Genomic DNA, 24,116 nt, shown 5'->3' with positions numbered 1-24,116 from the left:
GATGCGAATCCTATAACTCGCATGGAGGACCCCTCCCTACCCCTTTTGGGGGTTAGGCTGCCGAGCGTTATATCGATCTAAACGGGAACCGCGGGTCTCCTTGAGCAACGCGACGTCGGCGCCTGGCTGAATGATCAAGAACAGCGGGGCCAGTGCCGCGAGACCCTCTTAATCGCGAATTGCGGGACCGGCCGATGCTTGTTCAACCAAGTGTGTCTCAAATGCCGGAAACACGTCCGGAAGTGAATTGACGTCAAACGTAGTGCCGTCGCCCGACTTGTGGTGCCGATTTGGCTCGGCGCCCTCTACCAAGTTGATCGGGCTCGTTCGGCGCCGCCCAATACTCTCGTAAATGAAGCCGAGAGCAGCCATATCGTCGGGTCGATAGATATTGCGCAGGTCGACGATCACAGGTTGCGCCATTTCGCGTTTCAGGCGCTTCAAATCAAGCGCGCGGAACTGCGCCCATTCCGTGATAATCACGAGCGCATCGGCGCCGCGGACGCAAGCGTAGGGATCTTTGCAATACTCGATGTTCAGGCAATTCCTTGCTCGCCTGCTCCATCCCAACCGGATCGTGCGCGCGCACTTTGGCGCCCATATCGAGCAAACCGGTGACGAGCGGGATCGACGGCGCCTCGCGCATGTCGTCGGTATCGGGCTTGAAGGTGATGCCGAGCACCGCAACCGTCTTACCGCGCAGACCGCCGACAACGTTCAACACCTTGCGCGCCATCGCGCGCTTTCTGATGTCATTGACGCCGAGCACGGCTTCGACGATGCGCAGCTGCACGTCATGGTCCTGCGCGATCTTGACCAGCGCGCGGGTATCCTTCGGGAAGCACGAGCCGCCGAAACCCGGGCCGGCATGCAGGAACTTTGGGCCGATGCGGTTGTCGAGTCCGATGCCGCGCGCGACTTCTTGGACGTCGGCGCCGACTTTTTCGGAAAGATCGGCGATCTCGTTGATGAAGGTGATCTTGGTGGCAAGAAATGCGTTCGCCGCGTATTTGATCAGCTCCGCGGTACGCCGCTCGGTGAACATCAGCGGCGCCTGGTTGAGCGACAGCGGCCGGTAGACGTTGCCGAGCACCTTGCGCCCGCGCTCGTCCGAGGTGCCGACCACGATACGATCGGGGAATTTGAAGTCGCGGATTGCGGCGCCCTCGCGCAGGAATTCCGGATTGGAGGCGACCACGACGTCGGCCGACGGATTGGCTTCGCGGATCAGCCGCTCGACCTCGTCGCCGGTGCCGACCGGCACGGTCGATTTTGTCACCACCACGGTGAAGCCGGTCAGCGCAGCCGCGATCTCTCGGGCGGCAGCATGGACATAGCTGAGATCGGCGTGACCATCGCCGCGACGCGACGGTGTACCGACCGCGATAAACACGGCGTCGGCGTCGGCGACCGGCGCGGTCAGGTCCGTAGTGAAGTCGAGCCGCTTGGCCTTGACGTTGGTGGCGACCAGCGCGTCGAGCCCGGGTTCGAAAATCGGAATTTCGCCACGGCGGAGAGCATCGATCTTGCCGGCATCATTGTCCACACAGGTGACCCGGTGGCCGAAATCGGCAAAGCAGGCACCTGACACCAACCCCACATATCCCGTTCCGATCATCGCGATGCGCATGTTAGTACCTGCCTTTGAAATGTGATTTGATCGCTTCGCCACCAAGTCGCGAGGGGCGCCTGCATGGCTTGCGCATTCAGCTAGTGTAACGTCTCAAATTCGGCCGGCCGCTTGGTATCGAACGCTTCCTTGTCCATCTCAGTCTGCAGGTCGTTCGAAGGATACCAATCCATCCTTCAGGCAATCTACAACCAAGCAGCACGCTCGTCTCGACGCGCGCGCTCTGTCGGTGCGCAAACCCTGAGCTGGCCGCCTCTCCATTGATCGATTAATTGCCCCTGCCAGTAGTATGAGAGTAAAGGAGTTTTTCCATTTACGGCACTACCCAATCCGAGTTAATCAAACTTGGCGGGTAGCAGATGATGGCAACGAGGTGCGACGGGCGTTCGGAGCCCGGTTGGCTTACTTGGAAAAATCCGCTGCCTGCGCCGGAACCACCGAATCTGCACGAGAAGCCGCAGGACCGCATTGATAGGAGCGTACGGGCGTTACCGTTGACGCGGCGCCACGGTGACAGGAAGCATCTGCGTTTTGTCGCGCGCCAACACTGCATAGTGTGTGGGCGACAGCCCTGCGATCACACCACCCGCGATTTGCGCAAGCTCGCGAGCTTGGACAAAAAGTCAGCGACGAATTTATGGTCCAGCTATGCCGGGCCCACCATCGCGAACTGCACCGTGCAGACAAGGAAATGAACTGGTGGACAAAGACCCGGCACCACCCCCCGGCTTTGGCACAGTCTCTGTGGCTGCTCAGCCATCCGGCTTCGTCGCCAGTTCGTTGAACATGACAGCTGTGAAGCCCTCAACGGCAGAGAAGCGAAGCTCGCGCCGCGCCGGACCTGCTAGGAGGCTGGGAGCTCCAATATAAGCTAATAAACGTTTTGGGCCGTGTCCTGATAAATCGGCCGGGCTGATCGACGTTCGCTTGCATCCAAGCGGCGTGAAAGCGGACGTTCCCGGACTTCGCATGTGAGCCATGGGCCGACACATCGATATGATTTGATCGGGCATAAAAGTCTCCAAGGATTGGAGAGCGGTGCACGCCGATGAAATTCCGAGGCAATTTTCTGCAATAGTCGCAAAGCCGTTCTCTTTGGAACTTCGTTCGCGTCGCCGCTCCGCCCGAAAGTCGAGATTGAATGACGGCACCGATCCAGAGTGAGCAAGCCAGGACGGTCCGTGAGTCAACGCGCCGCTGGATCATTCCGAGGTAATCACTGCTCGCAGTTGCACAGCAATTGGAATAGCGCGATTGTAATTTCCCTAAGTGCCGCTCTTGTTAGCCATGCGATTGCAGTTGCATTGTGACGACGGTTGACACCAACCGGGGTGCGGTTCAGGGGAGGGAAATTTGCTCCTGCAGAACCGGACGCCGGCTCGCGTGATCAGCTCCAAAGGTGCCTTGTCCGCCCGCGATGCCACAGAGCCTGAAGCCCAATTCACACTCAGCCAAGTCATCGGTCGGACTGCCAACCGGTTCCCACATCAGCCTGCGATCACCTCCGCCACGTTTGCGCCTCTGACTTATCAGGATCTTCAACGCCAGTTGGACGAGATCCGCCGGCAGTTGCGTTTGGCCGGGTTCGATTGCAACGCCCGGATCGGGATACTCATGCCGAACGGCGCGGACGCGATTCTCACCATCGTGGCGGTAGCCTGCTGCAGCGTCGCGGTTCCTCTTGATCCGCGGCTGTCCCGGGCGGAGATCGATCAGCGTCTCGACATGCTGCGCCTGAACGCTCTTCTCGTGCCGCAAGGCAGTACATCTGGAGCTCGCCAGGCCGCTGAGCGGAGAAGGCTCGCCATCATCGAAGCCGCGCCGGTCGGACACGGTCAGCTCGGACTCAATATCGCCGTGCAGGTCTCCGACTCCCCTGCGATCGACGCTGAGCCTGATCCGGGCTCGCCCGCCTTCATCCTGCAGACGTCGGGCACGACCGCGCAGCCAAAGCTCATTCCGTTCAGTCATAGCAATATGCTGGCCGCAGCCGCGCGGCTTCAGGCCTGGTTCGGTCTCACACACCGGGACCGTTGCCTGAGCGTTTCGTCCCCTTATTATTCCCATGGGCTCAAAGTAACTGTCTTCACACCGCTTCTGACGGGCGGCAGCATTGCCGTCCCGGCAAACAGTGCCGTCGTGGCGCTGGATGAATGGCTCGATGTCCTGCGGCCGACCTGGTACTCGGCAGGTCCTACGCTTCACACTGCCGTGCTGGACAAGGCAGAAAACCTTGAGGATGCGCCGGCGGCGCACACTCTGCGGTTCGTTGTATCGGGCGGCGCGCCGCTGCTGAAAGAAGTGCAGGACGACCTGCAGCGCATTTTGGGCGTCCCGGTGCTGGAACATTACGGCTCCAGCGAAGCCGCGCAGATCGCCGCCAACCTGCCGCCGCCCGAGCCGAACAGGCCAGGGACTTGCGGGCAACCTTGGCCTGATACCGTGGTCATTGTTGGTGAGGATGGACATCCCTTGCCAGCGGGCGAGCGGGGTGAGATCTGGGTTCGTGGTCCCACCGTGATATCCGGCTATCTCGATGCGCCGGAACTCAATCAAGCTGCCTTCAGAGAGGGCTGGTTTCGCACGGGCGATATCGGCAGCCTCGACGGCGATGGCTTCCTGTCCCTGCACGGCCGCCTGAGCGAAATAATCAACCGCGGCGGTGAGAAGATCGCCCCTGCTGAGATCGAATCCGCGCTACTACGCCATCCAGCCATAGCCGAAGCTGCTGCTTTCGCAATCGCCCATCCACGACTTGGCGATGACGTCGCAGCCGCCATCATTCCACATCCTGGCGCGCAGACGACGCCTGCGGAGCTACGACAGTTCCTGCAGCGCGAGTTGGCCTCGTTCAAGATTCCGCGGCACATTCTGTTCCTCGACCAGCTGCCAAAGGGGGCGACGGGAAAGGTCCAACGGCGACGGCTGCGCGAGTCGGTTGACGGGCTGTTGGGTCATCAGGGGGCGATGCCCCTGCTTGCTGTGAACAGCGGGCCATTGGATCTGGAAGCTGAATTGCTGACCCTATGGCGAAGGCTGCTCAAGTGCGAGGCTGTGACGGTCGACGACGATTTTTTTGCCAGCGGCGGTGACTCCCTTCTTGCGATGGAAATGCTCATCGAAGTCGAGAGACTCATCGGCCATCCCGTACCGGAAACGATCCTCTTCGGGGCAGAAACAATCCGGCAACTTGCCCCAAAAATCGCCATGCAGACGGGCACGCCGGCGACGCCGGTCTTCCAGTTCCATGCCCGTGGCGATCGACCTCCCCTGCACTTCTTCAATGGGGACCTCGTCAGCGGCCACTCGTCTCTGCGGCGGATGGTCGATCTTCTCGGTCCCGATTACCCAATCATCTCCATCGATCCCCATGGTCTTCGTGGGGAGCCGATTCCACCCTCGATCAAGCAGATGGCCGCCGATCGCCTGCCGCTTATCCTGGCGAGGCAGGCCAGCGGTCCTTTCCTCCTGGGCGGCAAATGCAACGGCGCCATGGTGGCGTTCGAAGCAGCCCGCCTGCTGATGGCAGCCGGCCACAAGGTTGATATGGTTGTGATGATCGACCCCCCGACCGTCAGTGCCCGTCCGGTGCCGCGGGCGATCATCGGGCTGATGAAGCCCCTAGTTTCGCCTTACCTTTCGCGCTGGACGTTTGAAGTGTTGGCCGGGCTGGAGCGGTTCTTCAAGGCGTCGGCGAGCAAGCAGACTGCGATCGCCAAGCTATATGGCGCTTTATCCAATCCCAATAATGAGATTCCGCCCGCGTTATGGGACGCTTATTCCATCGCAATGGCGCAATATCTTCCCGGACCGCTCGAGCTGCCCGTGACCTTTTACGCAGCCGACCACGACGGTCGGGCGTGGCGGCATCTCAGTTCTCAACTCGAAGTGGTCCAGGTGCCTGGGGGACATCGTGGCTCCCTGACGATCGGCGCGGAACTGCTGGTTGATCATCTGCGGCAAAGGATTGACGTTCTGGCTGACGGCGCGCCTCGATCAATGAAACCGCACACGTCGCCTGGCTATGCACCAAGAGTTGTGGAAGGGCACGCTTAGCGTGAGCGGGCAGCCAATTGTCGGCGCCGTGGCATCGAACAACGACCGGGGCCTGTAGATTTTGAAATGACAAAGCGCTGGCACGTTCTGAAATTCGGTTGTGGCGGAGGGACCCTGATCACCGGCGGTCACAGGTCCATGATTGTGCAGGTTGGGATCATGCAGGTTTGCGGAGAAACGGCGCGCGGAGTCAGAAACCAAACCGCAAACTCGCGGATCGGCAATTCGTGCGCGACAGGTCTTGCTGCATCAAACTGCCTGCGCCGTTAGGTGTGCTGAGGGCGACTTCCGGGTCGAAGCTTTCTTCGTGGCTAGTTTGAAGACTTCGCTTGTATGGGGCAGCTGTTCTTGACTGGCAGGAATATCCGGAATGAACGTCTCATAACCAGCCACGACATAGAGAGCAAGTTCATTGGAAACAGTCTCATAGTCACCGACCAGATACGGGCAGAACGTCTTGTAGTTTTTAACGGCAATGTAGTCGACGAAGGAAGTGACATTCCAGTGCGCAACCATGACTCCTTTCGGCGCGCCGGTGCTGCCCGACGTGAAAAGCAGATAATCAATCGCGTTCCCATCCAATGTCGGCTCGCGCCAGGCAGCGTACTCCTCGAGATCCCCGGAGCCCAAAAAAAAAAATATGCCGAGGCCATCGTTCACGATAACACCGTGGGTCCTCGAGATCAGGGGCTACGAGGAGCAGCTTCCCATTATCCCCGTCCAGGAAGGCATCCAGCTGGGGCAAAGACTCTGCGTCTACGATGATTGAGCGACACTGCGAGCGTTGAAACATCAAACGCGTTCTCGTGACCTGAAACCTGCAGTTCAGCGGCACATAACCATTTCCGGCCAGGAGGACCAGACTACCCCCCGTGCACCCTGTTGCGCTACGATACGCTAATACGGCGGTCAGAGGCGTCCATGAATCCTTTTGATGGGCCTGAATGCTAGCGGCTACGGATGGCGGTTTCGCGAAGTTGCCGGGTAAGAAAGCGACGTGCCGTGCACGATAACCGCAGGGCGTTCGGGAAACCGCTCTACTGACCGCATGAATCCCATCCACAATCCCCGTTGCGATACGGCCATGCGCGACTCCACTAAGGATTCTTTGTCGAGGGAATAGTCAAATCCGGGCGCCCAGCCCGTGAAGCACGCTATTCCGGGTTACACCCGTGAGGGCTGGAAGTGCAAGCAAGCTAAAATAGAGGGCTGGAATTGAGGACTAGAAGCTGGGAGACAGCAAGGGTCCTGCTCGACGCAGCGGAGATCGCGCAGCAATGGTTGAGAAAACGGAAGTGAACGGGCGGCAAATCGATAATTTGTCGCAGCAATAATGTGGTCAGTAGCGAGATCGCGTAATGCGCATCCGCTCGCACTCGCAGGGGGTAATCAGAAAGGGTCCACACATGGGATCGAATTCCAGATATAGTTCCATTATCCGCCTCCGCCGAAGCGATGGTCAGAGACACCCAAAAGGGCGTGTCCGCCAGAAGGATACTTGTGTGTGACCAGCCATCCGGACCCATCGTCGGATCTTCCGCGATCATTGCAGCTGGGCCCTTCGGTCTTTCCGTCGCAGCGCGTTTGCGGTCCTCTGGCGTTTGAAGAATAAGCTATGCCTGAGAGGATCATCGATGTCAGCCTGGAGAACCTGAAGAGTATTGCGTGGCTAGAAACCTCGTGGAAGGAGCTCGAAGCGCGGGTGACCCACTCGTTCTTTTTGTCTTGGCTCTGGATCGGCACTTGGCTACGGCATCTCCCGGATGGCACGCAACCGCACGTCCTCGTCGCTCGGTCGTCAAGCAAGATCGTTGGCCTGGCGATTATTTGCCGGCGGAGAGCGTGGAGTCTCGGGCCGCATGCGCGGGCACGTTGGCTGCTCAATGAAACAGGAGATACTCGCTTCGACCGATTGTTCATCGAGTACAATAATATTCTTGCAGAGCAATCCGATGCCGTTATAGCGGCAGGTCTCGATGCGTTGACGTCCCGCTTGCGCCGCGCGGATCAGCTAGTGCTCTCCGGAATTGATCCGGACCTTGAGTTGGCCGCTTGTCGCGCCGCAGGCCGGGTTGGGCTCGTTACCGAGGTGAAGCAGGCTGATGCGGCACTGTGGGTTGATTTCGCCAAAGTCCGCCAGCAAGGGGGGAATTATCGCGCCACATTAGGCCGCAGTACTCGCCAGGCCGTGAGCCGCGCCATGCGGTTGTATGCCGAACGTGGCCCCGTTGAACTCCGGATCATGGAAACGACAACGGAGGCCCTCGCCGCGTTCGATTTGCTGAGCGACTTTCATCGGTCGCGATGGGGACGCAGGGGGGCCTTCGCCAATCCGGGCTTCCGTCCGTTTCACGAGGAGCTAATTGCGCGCGGAGTCCCCATGGGGGCCGTCCGCATCTCACGGACGCTGGCTGGGGACCAGACGATTGGGGTCGTGTACAATTTCGTGCATGATGGCCGTGTCTTGAACTACCAAAGCGGCTTTCTCTATGAGAGCGATGGCCGCCTCAAGCCCGGGCTTGTCAGCCATGTGCTGGCTATTGAGGACAGCATCGCGCGCGGGGAACGCGGCTACGACTTCCTGGCTGGTGGCGCTGGGCACAAGTCCCGTCTAGCCAACAGGGAGCATGCCATGAAGTGGATCGCAATAGGCAGAGACAGTTCAGAGCGCCGCATCGAGGCCAAGCTCCGCGGTGCCAAGCGGATACTAGGAACGATTGCTACGGATCTTCTAGAAAAGAAGCTACGGCTCCGTATTCCGTATTTGGGGGCTAGTTCCTAGGCGATCGGTTTGCCTCCGCTTACGCATTGGTGAAGGACGCGGCACTTTGCCACCGAGTCACTCATCTCAATCGGTACAATCTGGGTCACTGGATGGGAACTGGCAACAAATAGGTAATCAATGGTCCACTGAGCCATGGCAGTGCGGGATTAAAATTTCAATCAGCAATCCGCTCGAGTGCCCACCCATGCCCGTTCCCAATCTACCGGTGGCAATCCGCCAGATCGAGCTTGGGCTAATAGGAAGTAGTTGTGATGGCTGCTCGCATCAGAGCGCCTTCAGACAACGGTGCGAGCCCCGGACGGAGCAGAACCTGGCCGATCATGCTGCGATGGACCGCTTTTCAGTGGAGGAGTTCCGCAGCTTCTGGCGCCTCTTCCTCGAGTGGTGCGGCCTGCCTCGGCAGGGTGCGGTCGAGCCGGTCTGTATCGGCGATGTCTGCGAGACCGCCCGCTTTTCGAGCTGAGGCCCGGATCATAATGCCGGTTTTCGAGAATGATGGTTTGGAGGTCCTGGCATTCATGCTCGATGCGGAGCAGGACGTCATCCGTGAGATAGGCGTTTGCCTCAACGAAGAAGAACGTCGACGCGCCGAGGGGTTGAGACTGGAGCGGGACCGCCGCCGCTTCATCGCTACCCGGGGGCAGCTACGCCGGGTCCTCGCTTCTAAACTGGGAATCTCGCCGTCCGACGTCGAACTAGAATATGGACGCCTCGGCAAACCCCACCTCTCGCACCGCATGGCTGCCCGCGATTTGCGCTTCAGTGTCTCACGATCCGGAGATGTCGCGGTCGTCGCCCTCTCGACCAGGCAAGAGGTCGGGGTGGACATCGAGGCAGTTCTCCCTGTGCCGGAAGCGGACGAGATCGCCGCGCTCTGCTTTTCCGCCTCCGAGTATGGGTCCTATACCGCCCTTGGTCCGGAAGACCGGCTGGAGGGCTTCCTCGGGCGCTGGACCCGGCTGGAGGCTATCTCTAAGGCCCTGGGGTGCGGCTTAGGACAGCCCCCTTCTTGGGATGAAAGGGATTGGGCTGTCCGTAGGTTCGTACCGAAACCTGGGTACATCGGGACGGTGGTAATCCGGAATTGAAGTGCCCGCGATGCCATCATTCACTTACGATGCACCTGCGGATAAACGAGGAGCTCAACCAATTCCATTGGACTGCACGCAAGTTCATGCGAACCGCACTTGTTTCCCGCACTTCGCGGTAGTCGCAGTCGAGAACACGGGACAGCGCTTCACTGACATTTCCCCGAGCGTACGGAGAAAGAGGCGGCAGTTCTTCGATGAAACCGTCGTGCTGAGGAACTGGGCGCGGGAACCACTTCGGCTCCGTCGTGAATCATGAAGAAAGTGATCGGAAGCCCTATGTCGGCGGACGTGACGCAGATCCCGGGGCTTCTCGCAGGCCTCGCGGCCAAGGACATCAAGGTCTGGGTAGAGGGCGACCGGTTGCGGTGTAACGCCCCAGCTGGCGCGCTGACGACGGAGTTTCGCGACCAGTTGCGGTACCGGAAAGGCGAGATCATCGCGTTTCTGAATATGGCCATGGCGGCGGCCCGGCAACAGCCTGCCATCATTCCCCTGCAGTCTCGCGGAACACGCACGCCGATTTACGCCGTACCCGGGCATATCGGGGCGCCCTTCTCATTCTCGGACCTGTCGAAGCACCTGGGCGACGATCAACCGTTTTACGCACTCCAACCGTCTGGCTTCGATGGGCAGAGCGAGCCGATGGACAGCGTCGAAGATATCGCCGAGTACTTCGCCCGTCAGATCGTCGAATACCAGCCCACCGGTCCGTACATCATCGCCGGTTACTGCTCCGGCGCTGCAACCGCTTTCGAACTGGCGAAAATCCTGGGTCAACGCGGAGCGGAGGTGCCATGCATGGCGCTCTTTGGCCCTCTTCACCCCACCACCTATAAGGAATTGCCGCGTCTGCTGTATTTCCTTGCTAGGCGTAGTGTCTATCCGCACCTGCGAGAGATGGCGAAGCTGCCGACATTCGGCGCCCATCTCCGATATTTCGGCGGTCGCCTCCGGAATCTCGGCGAGCGCGTTCGCAAAAGCAAAGAGTCTGTCACTACGGATCCGGTGCTAGCGAGCAGAGCTCGACTCAAATCCACGGCGATCGCGGCTTTCCGGCGGTACATTCCCACTCCGTATTCGGGTCGAGTATGCATTATCCTTCCGAACAAGGCTTGGCTGCGATCGGGTGCAGCACCGTACCGATGGCTTCGAGTGGTGCCCCATGCCGAATTTTATTTCGGGCCCGAGGACTGCAACGGTTCACTTATGCTGGAGGAACCGGATGCACCTGCCATCGCAGAGCTTTATCGCCAAGCAATCCATAAAGCTGAACGATTGACGTGATTTGATTTTTTTATTTCCGCAATGGGAGCGTATCTCATGAATGAAGTCCTACCTATCGCGGCCGACGGCATAGCGCTTCCCCTGTTAAAAGATGCCGATCATCAAGCGCTGGTTGTCGAGTACAACGCCACGGCAGCGCCCTACCCGTCGGACAGGACGATCGTCGATCTCTTTCGCGACCAAGCGACGCGTAGTCCTGACGCTGAAGCGATCCGTTTCGGCGATGCAACACTGACGTACCAGCAGCTCAATGAACGCTCCAACCAGATGGCCGCGCATCTGAGCTCGACCGGCGTGGGGCCGGGTCGGATTGCCGTTGTGTTCATGGAGCACTCCATTGAAGTCGTCGTCGCGATCTTAGGCGTCCTGAAGTCCGGTGCAGCCTATGTGCCGGTGGATGCGGCAACGCCGAAGGGACGTCTCGCAACAATCCTGAAGGACATTGCCAACGGGACCGACGTGCGGGCGCCGGTGGCGATCACTCAGGCGCGCTTGCAATCCGTCATTTCCGAGAACCTTGCCGACATTTTCGTGCTCGACGCCGATTTCGGGTCGATTTTGAATCAGCCGGACTCGGACCGACCGTCCGCTGCCACGCAGGACGGCACCGCCTATATCATCTTCACCTCCGGCTCGACCGGCACGCCCAAGGGCGTCGTGATCGAGCACCGGAATCTGGTGAACTACATCTGGTGGGCCGCTCGGATGTACAGTTCCGGCGAACGTCTCGCATGGCCCCTTTTCTCATCCCTCGCCTTCGACCTGACCGTCACGACGCTCTTCACGCCACTCATCACCGGCGGCCGCATCGTGGTCTATCTTGGTGATCCCGGAGTCCAGAGCATGGTCGTGCTCAAGGTCATCGACGACAATGCCGTCGATATCATGAAGCTGACGCCGGCGCATCTCGCGATGATCCGCGACTGCAATCTTGAGACCACAAGACTGCGTAAGTTCATCGTGGGTGGCGAGGACTTCAAGACCGAGTTGGCTCGCGATATCACGAAAGCCATCCCCCATGCCATCGAGATCTACAACGAGTACGGACCGACCGAAGCCACTGTGGGCTGCATGATTCACCGTTTCGACATCGACCGGGATCAATCCGCATCGGTGCCGATCGGCGTTCCAGCCGCCAATGCGGGCATCTACGTCCTCAACAAGGCACATCAGCCCACCGCCCCCGGCGTCATCGGTGAGATGTTCATTGCCGGCGACGGTCTCGCGAGAGGCTATTTCAATCGCCCTGACCTGACCGACGAGCGTTTCCTCACGGCCACCGATCCCCGAGATGGGTTTTCGAAGCTGCAGCTGTACAAGACGGGCGATCTCGCCCGCTGGAACTCGGAAGGGCGCCTCGACTTTCTCGGCCGTGCCGATCATCAGGTGAAGCTTGGTGGCGCGCGTGTCGAGCTGGGCGAGATCGAAGCGCGGCTTCTGAAGCACCCGCACGTTCAGGAATGCGCTGTCGCTGCCATCGCCACCTCGGTGGCGAAACCAACGACGCAAGTGCGCTATTGCGAACGGTGCGGTGTCGCATCCGACCTGCCCGGCACGACGTTCGATGCGGCAGGCGTCTGCAATCTATGCCGGGCCTTCGACACCTATGTCGACAAGGCGCAGACTTATTTCAAGACATCGGATGACCTCCAGGTTCTCATCGCGGAGATGCAGGCTAACCGGAAAGGACCTTACGATTGCATCGTGCTGTTGAGCGGCGGCAAAGACAGCAGTTTTATGCTGTGCAAGCTCGTCGCCATGGGCGTGAAGCCGCTCACCTTCACCCTCGACAACGGTTTCATTTCGGAAGGAGCCAAAGCCAATATCAGGCGGCTCGTGAACTCCCTCGGCCTGGATCACCACTGGGGAAGCACGCCGCATATGAACGAGATCTTCGTCGACAGCCTGAAACGGTTCGCGAACGTCTGCAACGGCTGCTTCAAAACGATCTACACCCTGGCCACGAACGTCGCTCGCGAACGAGGGATCGGGTACATCGTGACGGGGTTGTCCCGCGGCCAATTCTTTGAGACGCGATTGACGGAGGAAGTCTTCAAGCGGGACGACTACGATCCGGCCCGCCTGGACGCGCTCATCGCCGAGGCGCGCAAGGAGTATCACCGCCGCGAGGATGCTGTGTCGCGCTATCTCAACGTGGATGCCTTCCGGAGCGACTCAGTATTCGAGGAAGTGAAGTTCATCGACTTCTACCGCTACTGGAGCGTCCCTCTGGAGGACATGCTCGACTTCCTGAAGACGCAGGCAGGATGGGACCGGCCTGCGGATACAGGACGCTCCACGAACTGCCTCATCAACGATGTCGGCATCTACGTTCATAAGAAGCAGCGGGGATATCACAACTACGCTCTTCCCTACAGCTGGGATGTACGTCTTGGCCAGAAGACGCGCGACGAAGCCGTTGACGAACTCAACGACGAGCTGGACGTACCCCGCATCAAGGAGATTATGGCCCAGATCGGCTATGTCGAACCGCCAGCGGCCGAAGACGGCATCGCACGACTTGTGGCCTACTATGTCTCGTCGAAACCCCTGACCGTGGCCGACCTGCGCATCCACCTCGCCGAAGAACTCTTCGAGTCCATGATTCCGACGCACTATGTTCGCCTCGAACGGATGCCGCTCACGTCCAACGGCAAGATCGACCGCTCCGCGCTTCCCGAGCCGACGGCGGAAAACATCCAGCCTGCACAAGACTTCGTCGCCCCCTCGACGGAAACCGAGAAGACACTGGCCGCGCTGTGGCGCGATCTCCTGAAGGTTGAGTCGATCGGCCGTCACGACAACTTCTTGGGTCTGGGCGGGCACTCGCTCCTGGTGATGCGGGCGGTGTCGCGCATGCGGGGAACCTTCGGCGTCGACGTGCAGCTTCGCAACCTCTTCGAGCGCCCGACAGTGGCCGGACTGGCGGAAGTGATCGACGGAATGCTCTGGGTGGCCGATTCCAAAGCCCTTTCAGTCTCGGAAGGACCGAGAGAGGAAATCGAACTCTAGCTTACCGGAAGGCCTCCGAACGGCCTTGGGGTAGTACCAATCCGGACGGAGGCTTTTGCGTTGGGCTGCATAGCAGAGTGGATGAATGATGGACAAAGCTTGGTTACCGGCGCGAGGACCGGGGCTGCCTTGGGCGGCCGGGGAGTATGAGCTCTTCCGCGACCAGGTGCGCCGGTTCGTCGAGGAAGAGGTCAAGCCCCGTGCGGATCGCTGGGAGGAGGACGGGTTCATTCCCCGTCCGATCCTGCGCCGCATGGGCGAACTCGGCTTCTTCGGCATCCGCTACCCGGCCGAGTACGGTGGTGCCGAGATGGACGCGACCGCATCCACGATCTTGGCCGAGGAGCTCGGGCGCTCGACCTATGGCGGCGTCGCTATCGCGACGCTGGTCCATACCGACATGGCTTCCGTGCATGTCTTTCACGACGGGACCAAGGCCCAGCGGGCCCGCTGGATGCCGGGCATTATCAGCGGCGAGGTGATCACCGCGGTCGCCATCACGGAGCCGGATGCAGGCTCGGACGTGAAGGCCATTTGCACGCGCGCCCGCCGAGAGGGCGACTCTTACGTCCTCGACGGCACGAAGCTCTACATCACGAACGGCGTCCACGCGGATCTCTACTGCGTCGCCGCCAAGACCGATCCCTCGGCAGGAATCCACGGGATCACGATGTTCCTCGTCGAGAAGGGCACGCCAGGCTTCAGCGTCGCCCGCGAGCTGGACAAGCACGGCTGGCGCTCCTCCGATACGGCGGAGCTCGTCTTCGACGGTTGCCGTATCCCCGCCGAGAACGTGCTCGGCGCTGAGGGACAGGGCTTCTACTCTATCATGCGCAACTTCCAGAACGAGCGCCTTGTCCTCGCCGGCATGGCGATAGGGGCGGCCGAGGCGGCGATCGATATGACCCTCGCCTGGGTGAAAGCTCGCCGCGCATTCGGGGGCGTCCTATGGGACATGCAGGCGATCCGTGAACGTCTCGCGATGCTCTCTGCGAAGGTGGAGGCAGGCCGCCAGTTTCTCTATGCCACCGCTTGGCGCATGGCGGCGGACGAAGATTGCCTGCGCGAGGTCTCGATGGTGAAGGCCATCTGCGGCGAACTCGTCAACGAGGTTATGTATACGTGCGTGCAGTTCCATGGCGCCATGGGCTTCATGTGCGAGAGCCCGATCGAGCGCATGGCGCGTGACGCCCGCGTCCTATCCATCGGCGGCGGCGCGACGGAGGTGATGCTGGAGGTGGTCGCGTCGATGTCGTGAGCCTAATGCGGCAGTAAGGACATCGCTCTGGCGTTGATTGTAGGAGGCTCCGTGAAGGGTCTTCGAACGGCGGATAGGGTTGGCTGAGAGGGTCCTTCGGCTGTTCGCCCCCCTGCCTGGGGAGACTGAGTTTGGATTGTAGAAGTATCGGAACGGCCCCCCTATCACGACGGCAGCAGGCAACAACTTAGCGCGCGCGCCATATGCCGCGTCGGCGCTGCGACCGGCCCGGATGGTGATTCCATCGACCTCAATCTCGATACCCCCGAGATCCGGCTTGGCCTTAGCATCGCAGTGCCTTGCGCTCCGGGCCTATAGCCGCCGCCGGTGCGTCCACCACCTTCTCCGTGATTCCAGCCGGCGCGTCGTCACTTCCGACTTGAGCGTATGATCAAGCATAGATACAAACCGATCCCTTCAAGAGATCGCGAACCTCGCCGATTACAAACGTCAAAAGAAGGTGGGATCGGAGCCTTCTGAGTCACGCGAGCGCTGCGGATAACAGCTTCAGTTGCCTGTCCAATAACCTCGTCGATTTCAGGGGCAGACCCAGCGTAAAAGCGCGTAGTTGCCGCCGTCGATCCTGGTCCAGCCGTTTGCAGCAGTTTACGCAAGCCGCAGGCTGTGTCGCGATCATATCCGGAGGAAGGGAACTCAACGAATTGCCGGGGTTGCCAACTGATCAAACGTTATCAATGGCCTGAATATGTATCCCCTTCACTGCCCTTCCAGATGGGTCATCCATGCTCGCAAATTGGTGAGACCAGAGAAACGCGGCCGGCGTGGAGCACGCGATCGAGGGACCGACGGGGACGGTTAGACAGGCGGTCGGATTCTTGAAAATGCTATCAAAGATGCTCCTGTAGAAGTATCCTTCTTTGGAAGTCGGCGTTTGCTGCGGAAAGTGCCTGCTAGCCTCTGCGAGCATCTGATCCGAGACTTTATTCTCGGCATGATGCCTCAAGCCCTCAATCCAGCTGTACCCCACTCCGTCGGAAAACTGCTCCTTTTGACGCCACACGATCTCCTGCGGCAACAGATCGGTAAATGCTTCCCGCAATATGCCCTTCTCGATTTTCGCGCCAGGGCACATTTTCTCGGCGGGATCTATCGACATCGCGTAATCCAAGAATTCCTTGTCCAGGAAGGGAACGCGGGCTTCGACCCCCCAAGCAGCTGTTGCCTTGTTCGCACGACAGCAATCATACCTGCTGAGTGCAAAGAGCTTTCGAACAGTCTCCTCGTGGAATTCTTCTGCTGATGGCGCCATGTGGAAGTAGAGATAGCCGCCAAATACTTCGTCAGCGCCTTCTCCGGACAACACCATTTTGATGCCCATTGATTTAATTTTACGCGCCATGAGATACATCGGCGTGCCGGCACGAATGGTGGTAACATCAAAGGTCTCCAGGTGCCGGATCACATCTGGCAACGCGTCCAATCCCTCCTGTACAGTGAAAACAACCTCATGATGGACCGTGCCGATGTGAGCCGCCACGTTTCGCGCATACTTCATGTCAGGTGAGTTTTCCAGGCCGACGGAGAACGAGTGTAGTCTTGGCCACCATGCTTCTTCGGTCTCTCCGGACTCGATCCGCTTGAAGCGGTGGCGTGCCGCGAGCGCCGCGATGATGGAAGAATCGAGCCCACCAGAAATAAGCACCCCGTAAGGCACGTCGCACATCATTTGCTGCATGACCGCAGCTTCGAGCGAAGTTCGGAGCTCGTGCAAGGACACCTTCTTGGTTGGGAGTGTATGCGCCCACTGTGGATCATACCACTTAACGAACTGTCCGGCTTTGCCGCTGTAGTAATGTCCCGGCGGAAACTCCCGGATCGTCTCGCATACGCGATCGAGAGCTTTCATTTCACTCGCGACGTAAATTGCGCCGTCGCTGCCCCATCCGATGTAAAGCGGAACTATGCCGATGTGGTCTCGGGCGACGAAGAAATCGCCACTGCGTTCGTCGAAGAGGGCAAATGCAAAAATGCCACTCAGCATATTGCATAAGGCTGATCCGTACTCGTCGTAGAGATACAGGATAATTTCGCAGTCTGATTTCGTTCTCCAGACGTGCGGCAGCTTCAATGCGTCGCGCAAAGCGACATGATTGTAGATCTCTCCGTTCACAGCCAAGGCCCGACCCGCGGTAACGTCGAGAAGGGGTTGGGCGCCGTGCTCCACGTCGACAATGGAAAGGCGTTCGTGCGCGAGTATTGCGCATTCGCTGGAGTAAATGCCGCTCCAGTCTGGCCCGCGGTGTCTGACTGTCTTTGCCAGCTCGAGAGCCCGGCTACGTGCCGACTCAAGCGGTTCGGTAAATCCGAAGATGCCGACGAAGCCGCACAAGGTGGTTACCCTCCCTATGAGTTCAGATCGTAGCCCTAACGCTGCTAAAATACCGATGATCAGCGCTAGCATTGAACAAGAATATCAGACAGTGCATTAAATCCACAAGCTGAACAGCGATCCGAATTAACGAAAATGCGTTAAGAGGTGCCTAGGGCAGATTTCGCATATCGCAATGGCAAGACAGCGCTCGTCTGCAACGTCTCGTCCTGGGCCGTTCACCCGAAGTACCGCGGCTGGGGCATGGCCCTGCTCGCCGAGGTGCTGCGGGACGAGAGTCTCACCTACACGGCTTTCACCCCGAACCCGACCGCCTGGGCTGCCCTCCTGGCGCAGCGTTTCACGCCCCTGGACTCGCACAGGATCGTCATGCCGCCAATGCTGCAGGCCGAGACGCTGTTTGGGCCGAGCCGGCCGGTCATCGACTTCGATCCGGTCACAGTCCGCAAGAGACTGACTGGTCAGCAACGACAAATCTTCGACGATCACGCGCCCTATGATTGCCTGCAACTCACCGTCAGCGACGGGTCCGATCATGCCTATCTGGTGGTCAAGCGCCGTACGTACCGGCTCAATACGAGCCGACTGGGAGGACTGGCGGGAGTTCTGCCCGTGCGGATCCCCTATTCGGACATCCTGCATTGCAGTGCACCGGAGCTGCTGTCGCGGCATCTCGAGCGCGTCAAGCTGGCGATCCTGCGCCGACAGCGGACGGCGGCGCTGGTCGCGGAGATGGGCCTCTTTCTGGTCCGGCCACGAGGCCTGATGCGCTCGATGCGCACCTGTTATCGCTCCCCGCAGCTCGCGCCCGGCGAATTCGACAGGCTGTACTCGGAAATCGTGCTCCTGCCGATCTGAGCCTGGGATTATTGCATCGCACCGGCGCTTGGATGAAAGTCGTTACCGGGTGCCGATGAGCCGCCAGGAGCGCGGCTGGCCGGTGGACGGGCTTTTGAAGGACGCAACCCGGCCTTCGCGCGTCAAGCCGTTGAGCCCTGAGACGATCACGCAAGTGGTGCAGATGACGCTGCCCGAGAAGCCTCCGAAGGCAACGCATTGGAGCGGGCGCAGCATGGCGGCGGCGGCAGGCATTTCCTACAGCAGCGTCCAACGGATCTGGCGTGTGCACGGGCTGAAGCCGCATCTGGTCAAGACGTTCAAGGTCTCGCGCGATAAGCACCTCGCCGCGAAAGTCGAGGATGTGGTCGGGCACTATCTCGATCCGCCGACAAGGCGCTTCTCTGCGTCGATGAAACGAGATCCCACGGGGAGTGGATAGCGACCGACGCTCTGGCAGAGTGAGGTTGCTGACCCACCTACTCTGGAGGCGACCATGCAAATTATCACTGATCGATCCCAAGCGCTGACCGCTATCGGCACCGATCTTGGCGCGATCAGGTAGTTTGGTGGGACAGCAGCGGGATATGCCTGTTTGCCAAGACGCTCGAGGAGACGCGGTTCTGCTGGCCGAAGATTGCGCCGACTCCGGGTGCAGCTGAGCCAAGGATCGACTGGCGGCTGCCGCAGCGAACGTGGCGGCCGGAGGCGGCAGGCTGAACGTGGGATTGTGAATCGGGCACGATGAAGATGCGCACAAGTCGCGCAGATCGAGAATGGGTAATCCGAAAGGGTCGAGCCGCGGACCGGTTGAAAAGATTATGCTCGTGGTGTGAGTACATTGCGCATCTCGGTTTCTTGGAGATTGTCGGATCCGACACCCGACGACCGCCGCCATACCGGAGAGGCAAAAGTGCCTCAGAAAGCATGCTTTATTTTCAGTAAGCCTCCTGCCATGAAAACGTTTATATGGGGGCTATTTGCGCTCCTTTTGGCAGGCTGCGGCCAGGGCTTTCAATCGGCATCTTTAGAAGAAAACTCACCGGACTTTTCTTCAGCAGCATTGGCATCACAGATTGTGACTAACGGAGCGAGTTTTAACTTTAAGTCGTTTTCGGCGGCACCAGCTCCAGCTCCGATCGAAACCTATTCTCCGACTTCGGTGAATTTCGGAACGGTCAACGTCGGCCAATCGAGCGCCATTCAGACTCTGACGTTTAAAAACACCGGCAGCAGCAACCTGGTTCTCTCTTCTGTTGCGTTGAACGAAAATTTTGGATGGGGTCCTGCGACTTCAACCATATGTTCGATGAATACCGCTTATGCACCAGGTTCGAGTTGCACGATGGCAATCTTCTTTTCGCCGCAAAGTGCGGGAAGTCTTTCTGGATCGCTAACTGTGATGGACAATACGTCCAATTCCACAAAGGTGATTCAACTGGCAGGGGTAGGTGCTTCGGTATCTCCTAGTCCGAGCCCCGCTCCGGCTCCAGCACCTGCGCCCGCTCCATCACCCTCTCCAAGCCCATCATCAATCTTGCTAACGAACGACTCCTTCGAGACAGCGCTCTCTTCATGGTCCATGTATCTAAACAACAGCGCCATGGGCACCTTTTTACGGGATTCGTCGTCGGCAGCACCAAACAAAGGAATCGCATCAGGGCTAATTAGCGTCACTCACAGTTTTGGAAACATCTGGGACGTCGGCATTGTTTCGGAAAGTATGCATCCGACTGTGGGTCAGCAGTACTCGGTTAGCTTCTATGCAAAAGCGGACACCTCGGGTCGGCAGCTCATGGCCAGTATCTCGCAAAGCTATTCACCGTTTGGGCAATATTTCACTAAGCAGTTTACGCTTTCTACCACTTGGCAGCAGTACACTTTCACGTTCACGCAACCTGTGAACGACAGCGTGGCTCTGGTATTCGCATCTGGAGCGCAAAACGGCAAGGTCTCTTTGGACGCGATTAGTTTCACAGCTGGCGCAAGCACTCCTAGTCCCACTCCGACTCCGAGCCCGGCTCCACCGCCTTCTGCGGTTCCTGCTCCGACCGGCGGTTTGATCACCAATTTTACGTCCGAGCGGTATAACCAATTTCAAATCGACGGCGTCCCTTACAGCGTCTTGACGGTGAACAAGAGTTATAACCTCGAGCAAATCGATAACCACACTATCCGCTTCGGAATTCAACAGGGCGATTCAGTTTGGTGTTGCAACAATGAAACCTCTCTAATTGAACGCGGTCAAAAGTGGGAACCTGGAACTCCTTTGACCATCGCATATCAGTTCATGCTGGAGCCCGGAGCTGCAAATACGGCTAACTGGTTTGTGCTCGCTGAAATTCAAACTGATCTTTCTAATAGCCCGTTCCCCAAAGCAGGGGCTTCGGCTTCTCCTGTCGTCACGATCGGGCTTGGAGGACCGACGACCGCACCGTGGTCAGGCGGCGAGCACTTACAAGTTTGGTCTCAGTGGTGCCCAACAAACCTAAGTCCCGCGAACGGTGCCGGAAACGTCAAGAATCAAATTCTATGGAGCCAGCCGACTGATATCGTTCGTGGCAAGTGGTACGATATTAGAATTCAGACTACCATCATTAATAGCAGCGCGGGGCACTTGAATGTTTGGATCGATGGCACTCAAGTTGTGAACTACAGTGGTCCCGTTGGCTTCGGATACCCGAATTATTTTCTATACGGAGTTTATCGGCATACCTCACCTCAGAATACGGCCGCCCAGTTCAAAAATATGACGATTTCTCCGTCGCCATAATTTTTTCTGCCAGGCTCATTCGAGAGCCTGGCAGATGGTACGTTAGCAAAAAGGTGACACAGAACGAACCACAAAAAAAGCGACCTGTTGGTCGCTTTTTATTTGGTGGCTCCTCTTTGGTGGCTCCTCCGAGACTCGAACTCGGACAACAGGCTAACTTGCATGGACTCGCTCCTTGTCCGGCGGGCAGACGTTCAACAATTTCTATCAGAAGCGACGATGCTTCTCTGCACATCGGATCTCGAGGGCTTCTCGAACGTGCTCCTGGAGGCTCTGGCTACGGGGACCCCTGTTGTAACTCGGCGACCTGTCGACCCAGATCTGATCGTTCTGCGCCATGCCCTTGGCGCATCGGCTGAGGACGAGTTGGCACTTTCCAAATCCGTGAGCGAAATTTGGGACATGGACGCGAACGAATACAACGCGATCGCGACACGATGTCAGATCTATGTTAAGGCCAATCACTCGCCGACGGCAAAAGCTCGCGAGTTAATTGCGGCTTTGACGCCTCTTGTCGCTAAGTCAAAGCGCCCAGGGCAACCACTAGAGCAACCAATTCCGATAGGCCGATGAGTACATCTTTGAGTCATAGCGGCCGAGCGCCTTATCGTCTCACGTTGCCGCATTCAGGCGCGCAAGCTGGAACCTTTTTCTTTCTGTTGTTCGTTTTCGTGTTGCCCTTCCAGCGAGTGCCATTCCTGACGGACAATCTGTTCGGCATCCAAGGGTTCAAACCCTTCAACTTATTATCAGCAGTAGTCTTGGCTTATCTGGTGTTTGACACTGCGTGCCTGCACGCGACCGACAAAATCGAACGAACATCCATCAGAATTTTTCTCATGTACTTCGCAACTCTTGCCATCGCCCTCATTCGATCAGTTCCAAACGCGCCCCTTTTGCATAGTCGCTTCCCTGATTCATTTCCAGAGTCCTACTCGTAGACCGCGCCGAACCGTTCCTCCAGGAACGTCCAGTCGATCGTCCGCGCCAGCTTCGCCGACGCATGCACCATGTCGACGATCCCGTCCAACCGCGACCGCAAAAGATCGCCCTGGCCCGTATCTCGTCGTTCCTTGGGTCGCATCGTCCCCTCCGACGCGACGACGGGATCACGACTCACGATTTGAGGGAAATCCAAAAATGAAATTGCAACTTTCCGGGCATCGAGCCCCAAAAGCTTGCAATCTCAAACGTCGCTTCAAACCGAAAATCGACTCCCGCTCAATGGCTTGGGAGATTTTCACGGCCGACTCACTCCGGCCCACTCGCCCTGAGCCACCTACTTTTGCAGGCAAAGCAGCCGAGAGCTTCGCATGCCTAGCGCGCAGCTGGCGCCGCTATCACTTCGCATTTCGACCCCCCTCGCGTCTAAGCCTTATCATGGCAGACCTCCACGCCCGCATTTGTGGCTCTGTTAATCACTCAAAGTCGCGCGTGCCCTCCTATCCGCCACCCTCCGATACAGGCCGAGATACGCATTGGTCATCGCGTCGAGCGAAAATGTTGTTTCAATACGCCGACGCGCTTCCCTGCCGAATTCGTTAGCAAGCTTACGATCATCGAGGAGTCTGAGCACACGATCGGTCAAAATTCCAGCGTCGTGGCTCGGCACAAGAAATCCTGTGTGTCCGTCCAGGACCAATTCAGGAGTGCCCCCTTCGTTCGTTGCTACGATTGGCTTACCCAACGCCATGCATTCGGTTATTGCGTTGGAAATACCCTCACCGTGTAGGCGGCTGTTGGTAACGAGAACTCCGACAGTGAAAAGATTAGCGATACTTTCTACATCGTTCCGCTCACCTAGAAATTTTATGCGCGGCGAATGTTCTGGTGGGACGCTATCGCGCACTCGCTGCAACGTTTCTCCGGCGCCGACCGCCAGAAACGTAACATCGTGCCTAAGATGGCAAATGCGGCATGCCATTTCGACAAAGGTTGCGTAATCTTTTCTGGGAGCGAAGTTCGCAACCATCCCCACGATGTGGGGTGTCGTCACTCCCAGAATGCTGCGAAGCTCTGCCTCGTCCGTCAGGTTAGAGACTCTCTCAGGATTGAACCCATTGTAGATACATAAACCTTTGCGCTCGGGAATATGGTAGGCAGCTAGCCCCGCGCGCGAATTGGCGACAACAATGTCTGAAAATGGGATAGTCAGCTTGCCGCTGAAATACTGTTTATTCCACAGCGCCAAATGCGGCGGCGCGTCTCGCACAAAGCCATTAACGAAGGCTGCGCCGCACAGTCTTGCAACCGGAGCTGCATAAATGGAGCACATCGAGCTCCAAGAGTGAACGACATCTATTTTCAAATTGGAGACCAGCTCGTACAAACTCCTGAAAAGGCGCAAATCTCTCTTGCCTCTCCGAACGAGCTGGATGACTTGCGCGTGGTCGCGGTCAATGTCGTAACGAACCGTCTCCTCGTCCATAACTGCGACGAATGACTTTATGTCACGGTGAGCGAAAAGTCCCCTCAACAGTTCGACGATTTGCCGTTCTTTCCCTCCCCGACCTAGACGGTCGGTAAGGTGCAATATACGCATCTCAACGCTCTCCTGAGTGGACTGATTCAGTTACGAGGCGTTCTGGGCACGCTTCAATGTCCGACCGCGTTCTATGTAAAGCCCTCCCATCTTCTCCTAGACGCCATTTCAAATCTGGACCGTCAATGGGGCGACCCAGTGCAGAAGCGAATCCCTCGACATCACCTGGTTTGACAATCAGTCTAGTCCTCTCGTGCTCAATAATATCTGGAAGCGCCCCACCGGAGTACAAATGACGTTTTATGTTTGCGAAGCGATCTATTTGTAGCGCGCCGCGCAATTCGTCCATCATACGATCGATCCCCCGTTAACCCCTGCGTCCAGGGGAGTAAAAATGACAACTTGAAGCGGACGAGCCATCTTCATTGTATTTCGTTTCGCTTTCATGAGCCTTGTCTGTTTGTTTCCGTTGCAAGCCAACGTGGGAGTCATACGTGTCCTGCACGAAATCACGGTAAGGGAGTCTGTACCATTCCCCGACCGGCTGGTCTGGGCTTC

At 58.3% G+C, this 24,116-nt stretch carries 16 protein-coding genes and 1 pseudogene; 12 read left to right on the top strand and 5 right to left on the bottom strand.

What is annotated here, in order from left to right; genetic code table 11:
* Positions 1-333 precede the first annotated feature (333 nt).
* Positions 334-1,630: pseudogene (locus tag IVB22_RS04120) on the bottom strand (UDP-glucose/GDP-mannose dehydrogenase family protein); the annotation flags it as partial.
* A gap of 1,353 nt (positions 1,631-2,983) precedes the next feature.
* On the opposite strand from IVB22_RS04120, the gene IVB22_RS04110 reads away from it, so the two are divergent.
* A complete protein-coding gene (locus IVB22_RS04110) occupies positions 2,984-5,686 on the top strand; it encodes an AMP-binding protein (protein ID WP_247516043.1) in 2,703 nt (900 codons plus the stop codon).
* A 249-nt stretch (positions 5,687-5,935) separates the two neighbouring features.
* On the opposite strand, the gene IVB22_RS04105 is transcribed toward IVB22_RS04110, so the two are convergent.
* The gene (locus tag IVB22_RS04105) at positions 5,936-6,346 is read right to left on the bottom strand and encodes an AMP-binding protein (protein WP_247516042.1); all 411 of its coding nucleotides are present in this window, start codon (positions 6,344-6,346) and stop codon (positions 5,936-5,938) included.
* A gap of 955 nt (positions 6,347-7,301) precedes the next feature.
* Between IVB22_RS04105 and IVB22_RS04100 the strand changes: the two genes are divergently transcribed.
* The 5 genes from IVB22_RS04100 (at position 7,302) to IVB22_RS04080 (ending at position 15,116) form a co-directional block, all read left to right on the top strand.
* Entirely contained in the window at positions 7,302-8,468 is a 1,167-nt protein-coding gene (locus IVB22_RS04100) for a GNAT family N-acetyltransferase (RefSeq protein WP_247516041.1), read from the top strand.
* Positions 8,469-8,947: 479 nt separating this feature from the next.
* Positions 8,948-9,559 carry a 4'-phosphopantetheinyl transferase superfamily protein gene (locus IVB22_RS04095; RefSeq protein WP_247516040.1) on the top strand — a complete coding sequence of 204 codons (612 nt, stop codon included), beginning with the start codon at positions 8,948-8,950 and terminating at the stop codon, positions 9,557-9,559.
* Positions 9,560-9,814: 255 nt separating this feature from the next.
* Positions 9,815-10,846, top strand: a complete 1,032-nt coding sequence (locus tag IVB22_RS04090; RefSeq protein ID WP_247516039.1) for a thioesterase domain-containing protein — start codon at positions 9,815-9,817, stop codon at positions 10,844-10,846.
* Between the two features lie 36 nt (positions 10,847-10,882).
* Positions 10,883-13,858 carry an amino acid adenylation domain-containing protein gene (locus tag IVB22_RS04085; protein ID WP_247516038.1) on the top strand — a complete coding sequence of 992 codons (2,976 nt, stop codon included), beginning with the start codon at positions 10,883-10,885 and terminating at the stop codon, positions 13,856-13,858.
* Between the two features lie 85 nt (positions 13,859-13,943).
* Positions 13,944-15,116, top strand: coding sequence for an acyl-CoA dehydrogenase family protein (locus IVB22_RS04080; protein WP_247516037.1), 1,173 nt, complete (start codon positions 13,944-13,946; stop codon positions 15,114-15,116).
* Positions 15,117-15,798: 682 nt separating this feature from the next.
* On the opposite strand, the gene asnB is transcribed toward IVB22_RS04080, so the two are convergent.
* Positions 15,799-17,466 (bottom strand): asparagine synthase B, encoded by a 1,668-nt coding sequence (asnB, locus tag IVB22_RS04075; protein ID WP_247516036.1) that lies wholly within the window; start codon positions 17,464-17,466, stop codon positions 15,799-15,801.
* A 243-nt stretch (positions 17,467-17,709) separates the two neighbouring features.
* On the opposite strand from asnB, the gene IVB22_RS04070 reads away from it, so the two are divergent.
* The 6 genes from IVB22_RS04070 (at position 17,710) to IVB22_RS04055 (ending at position 22,017) form a co-directional block, all read left to right on the top strand.
* A complete protein-coding gene (locus tag IVB22_RS04070) occupies positions 17,710-18,324 on the top strand; it encodes a hypothetical protein (RefSeq protein WP_247516035.1) in 615 nt (204 codons plus the stop codon).
* Between the two features lie 55 nt (positions 18,325-18,379).
* A complete protein-coding gene (locus IVB22_RS41850; RefSeq protein ID WP_374207462.1) occupies positions 18,380-18,745 on the top strand; it encodes a hypothetical protein in 366 nt (121 codons plus the stop codon).
* A gap of 74 nt (positions 18,746-18,819) precedes the next feature.
* The gene (gene tnpB / locus IVB22_RS41845) at positions 18,820-19,023 is read left to right on the top strand and encodes an IS66 family insertion sequence element accessory protein TnpB (RefSeq protein WP_374207488.1); all 204 of its coding nucleotides are present in this window, start codon (positions 18,820-18,822) and stop codon (positions 19,021-19,023) included.
* A gap of 193 nt (positions 19,024-19,216) precedes the next feature.
* On the top strand, positions 19,217-21,076 hold the full coding sequence (locus IVB22_RS04060; protein ID WP_247516034.1) for a choice-of-anchor D domain-containing protein: 1,860 nt from the start codon (positions 19,217-19,219) through the stop codon (positions 21,074-21,076).
* A 162-nt stretch (positions 21,077-21,238) separates the two neighbouring features.
* Entirely contained in the window at positions 21,239-21,649 is a 411-nt protein-coding gene (locus tag IVB22_RS41840; RefSeq protein WP_374207461.1) for a glycosyltransferase, read from the top strand.
* Positions 21,646-22,017 (top strand): hypothetical protein, encoded by a 372-nt coding sequence (locus IVB22_RS04055; protein ID WP_247516033.1) that lies wholly within the window; start codon positions 21,646-21,648, stop codon positions 22,015-22,017. The genes IVB22_RS41840 and IVB22_RS04055 overlap by 4 nt, the downstream gene beginning before the upstream one ends.
* On the opposite strand, the gene IVB22_RS04050 is transcribed toward IVB22_RS04055, so the two are convergent.
* Both IVB22_RS04050 and IVB22_RS04045 read right to left on the bottom strand, forming a co-directional pair.
* Complete coding sequence (locus IVB22_RS04050) at positions 22,008-22,160, bottom strand: hypothetical protein (protein ID WP_247516032.1); 153 nt, start codon at positions 22,158-22,160, stop codon at positions 22,008-22,010. The two genes, IVB22_RS04055 and IVB22_RS04050, sit on opposite strands and share 10 nt — an antisense overlap.
* A gap of 330 nt (positions 22,161-22,490) precedes the next feature.
* Positions 22,491-23,618, bottom strand: a complete 1,128-nt coding sequence (locus tag IVB22_RS04045; RefSeq protein ID WP_247516031.1) for a glycosyltransferase — start codon at positions 23,616-23,618, stop codon at positions 22,491-22,493.
* Positions 23,619-24,116: the final 498 nt, after the last annotated feature.

Origin of the sequence: Bradyrhizobium sp. 190 (assembly GCF_023073415.1) — a bacterium.
In the GTDB taxonomy this organism is placed as follows: domain Bacteria; phylum Pseudomonadota; class Alphaproteobacteria; order Rhizobiales; family Xanthobacteraceae; genus Bradyrhizobium.
The sequence above is the reverse complement of the archived record's forward strand: the minus strand, read 5'-3'. Positions and strand labels throughout refer to the sequence as shown.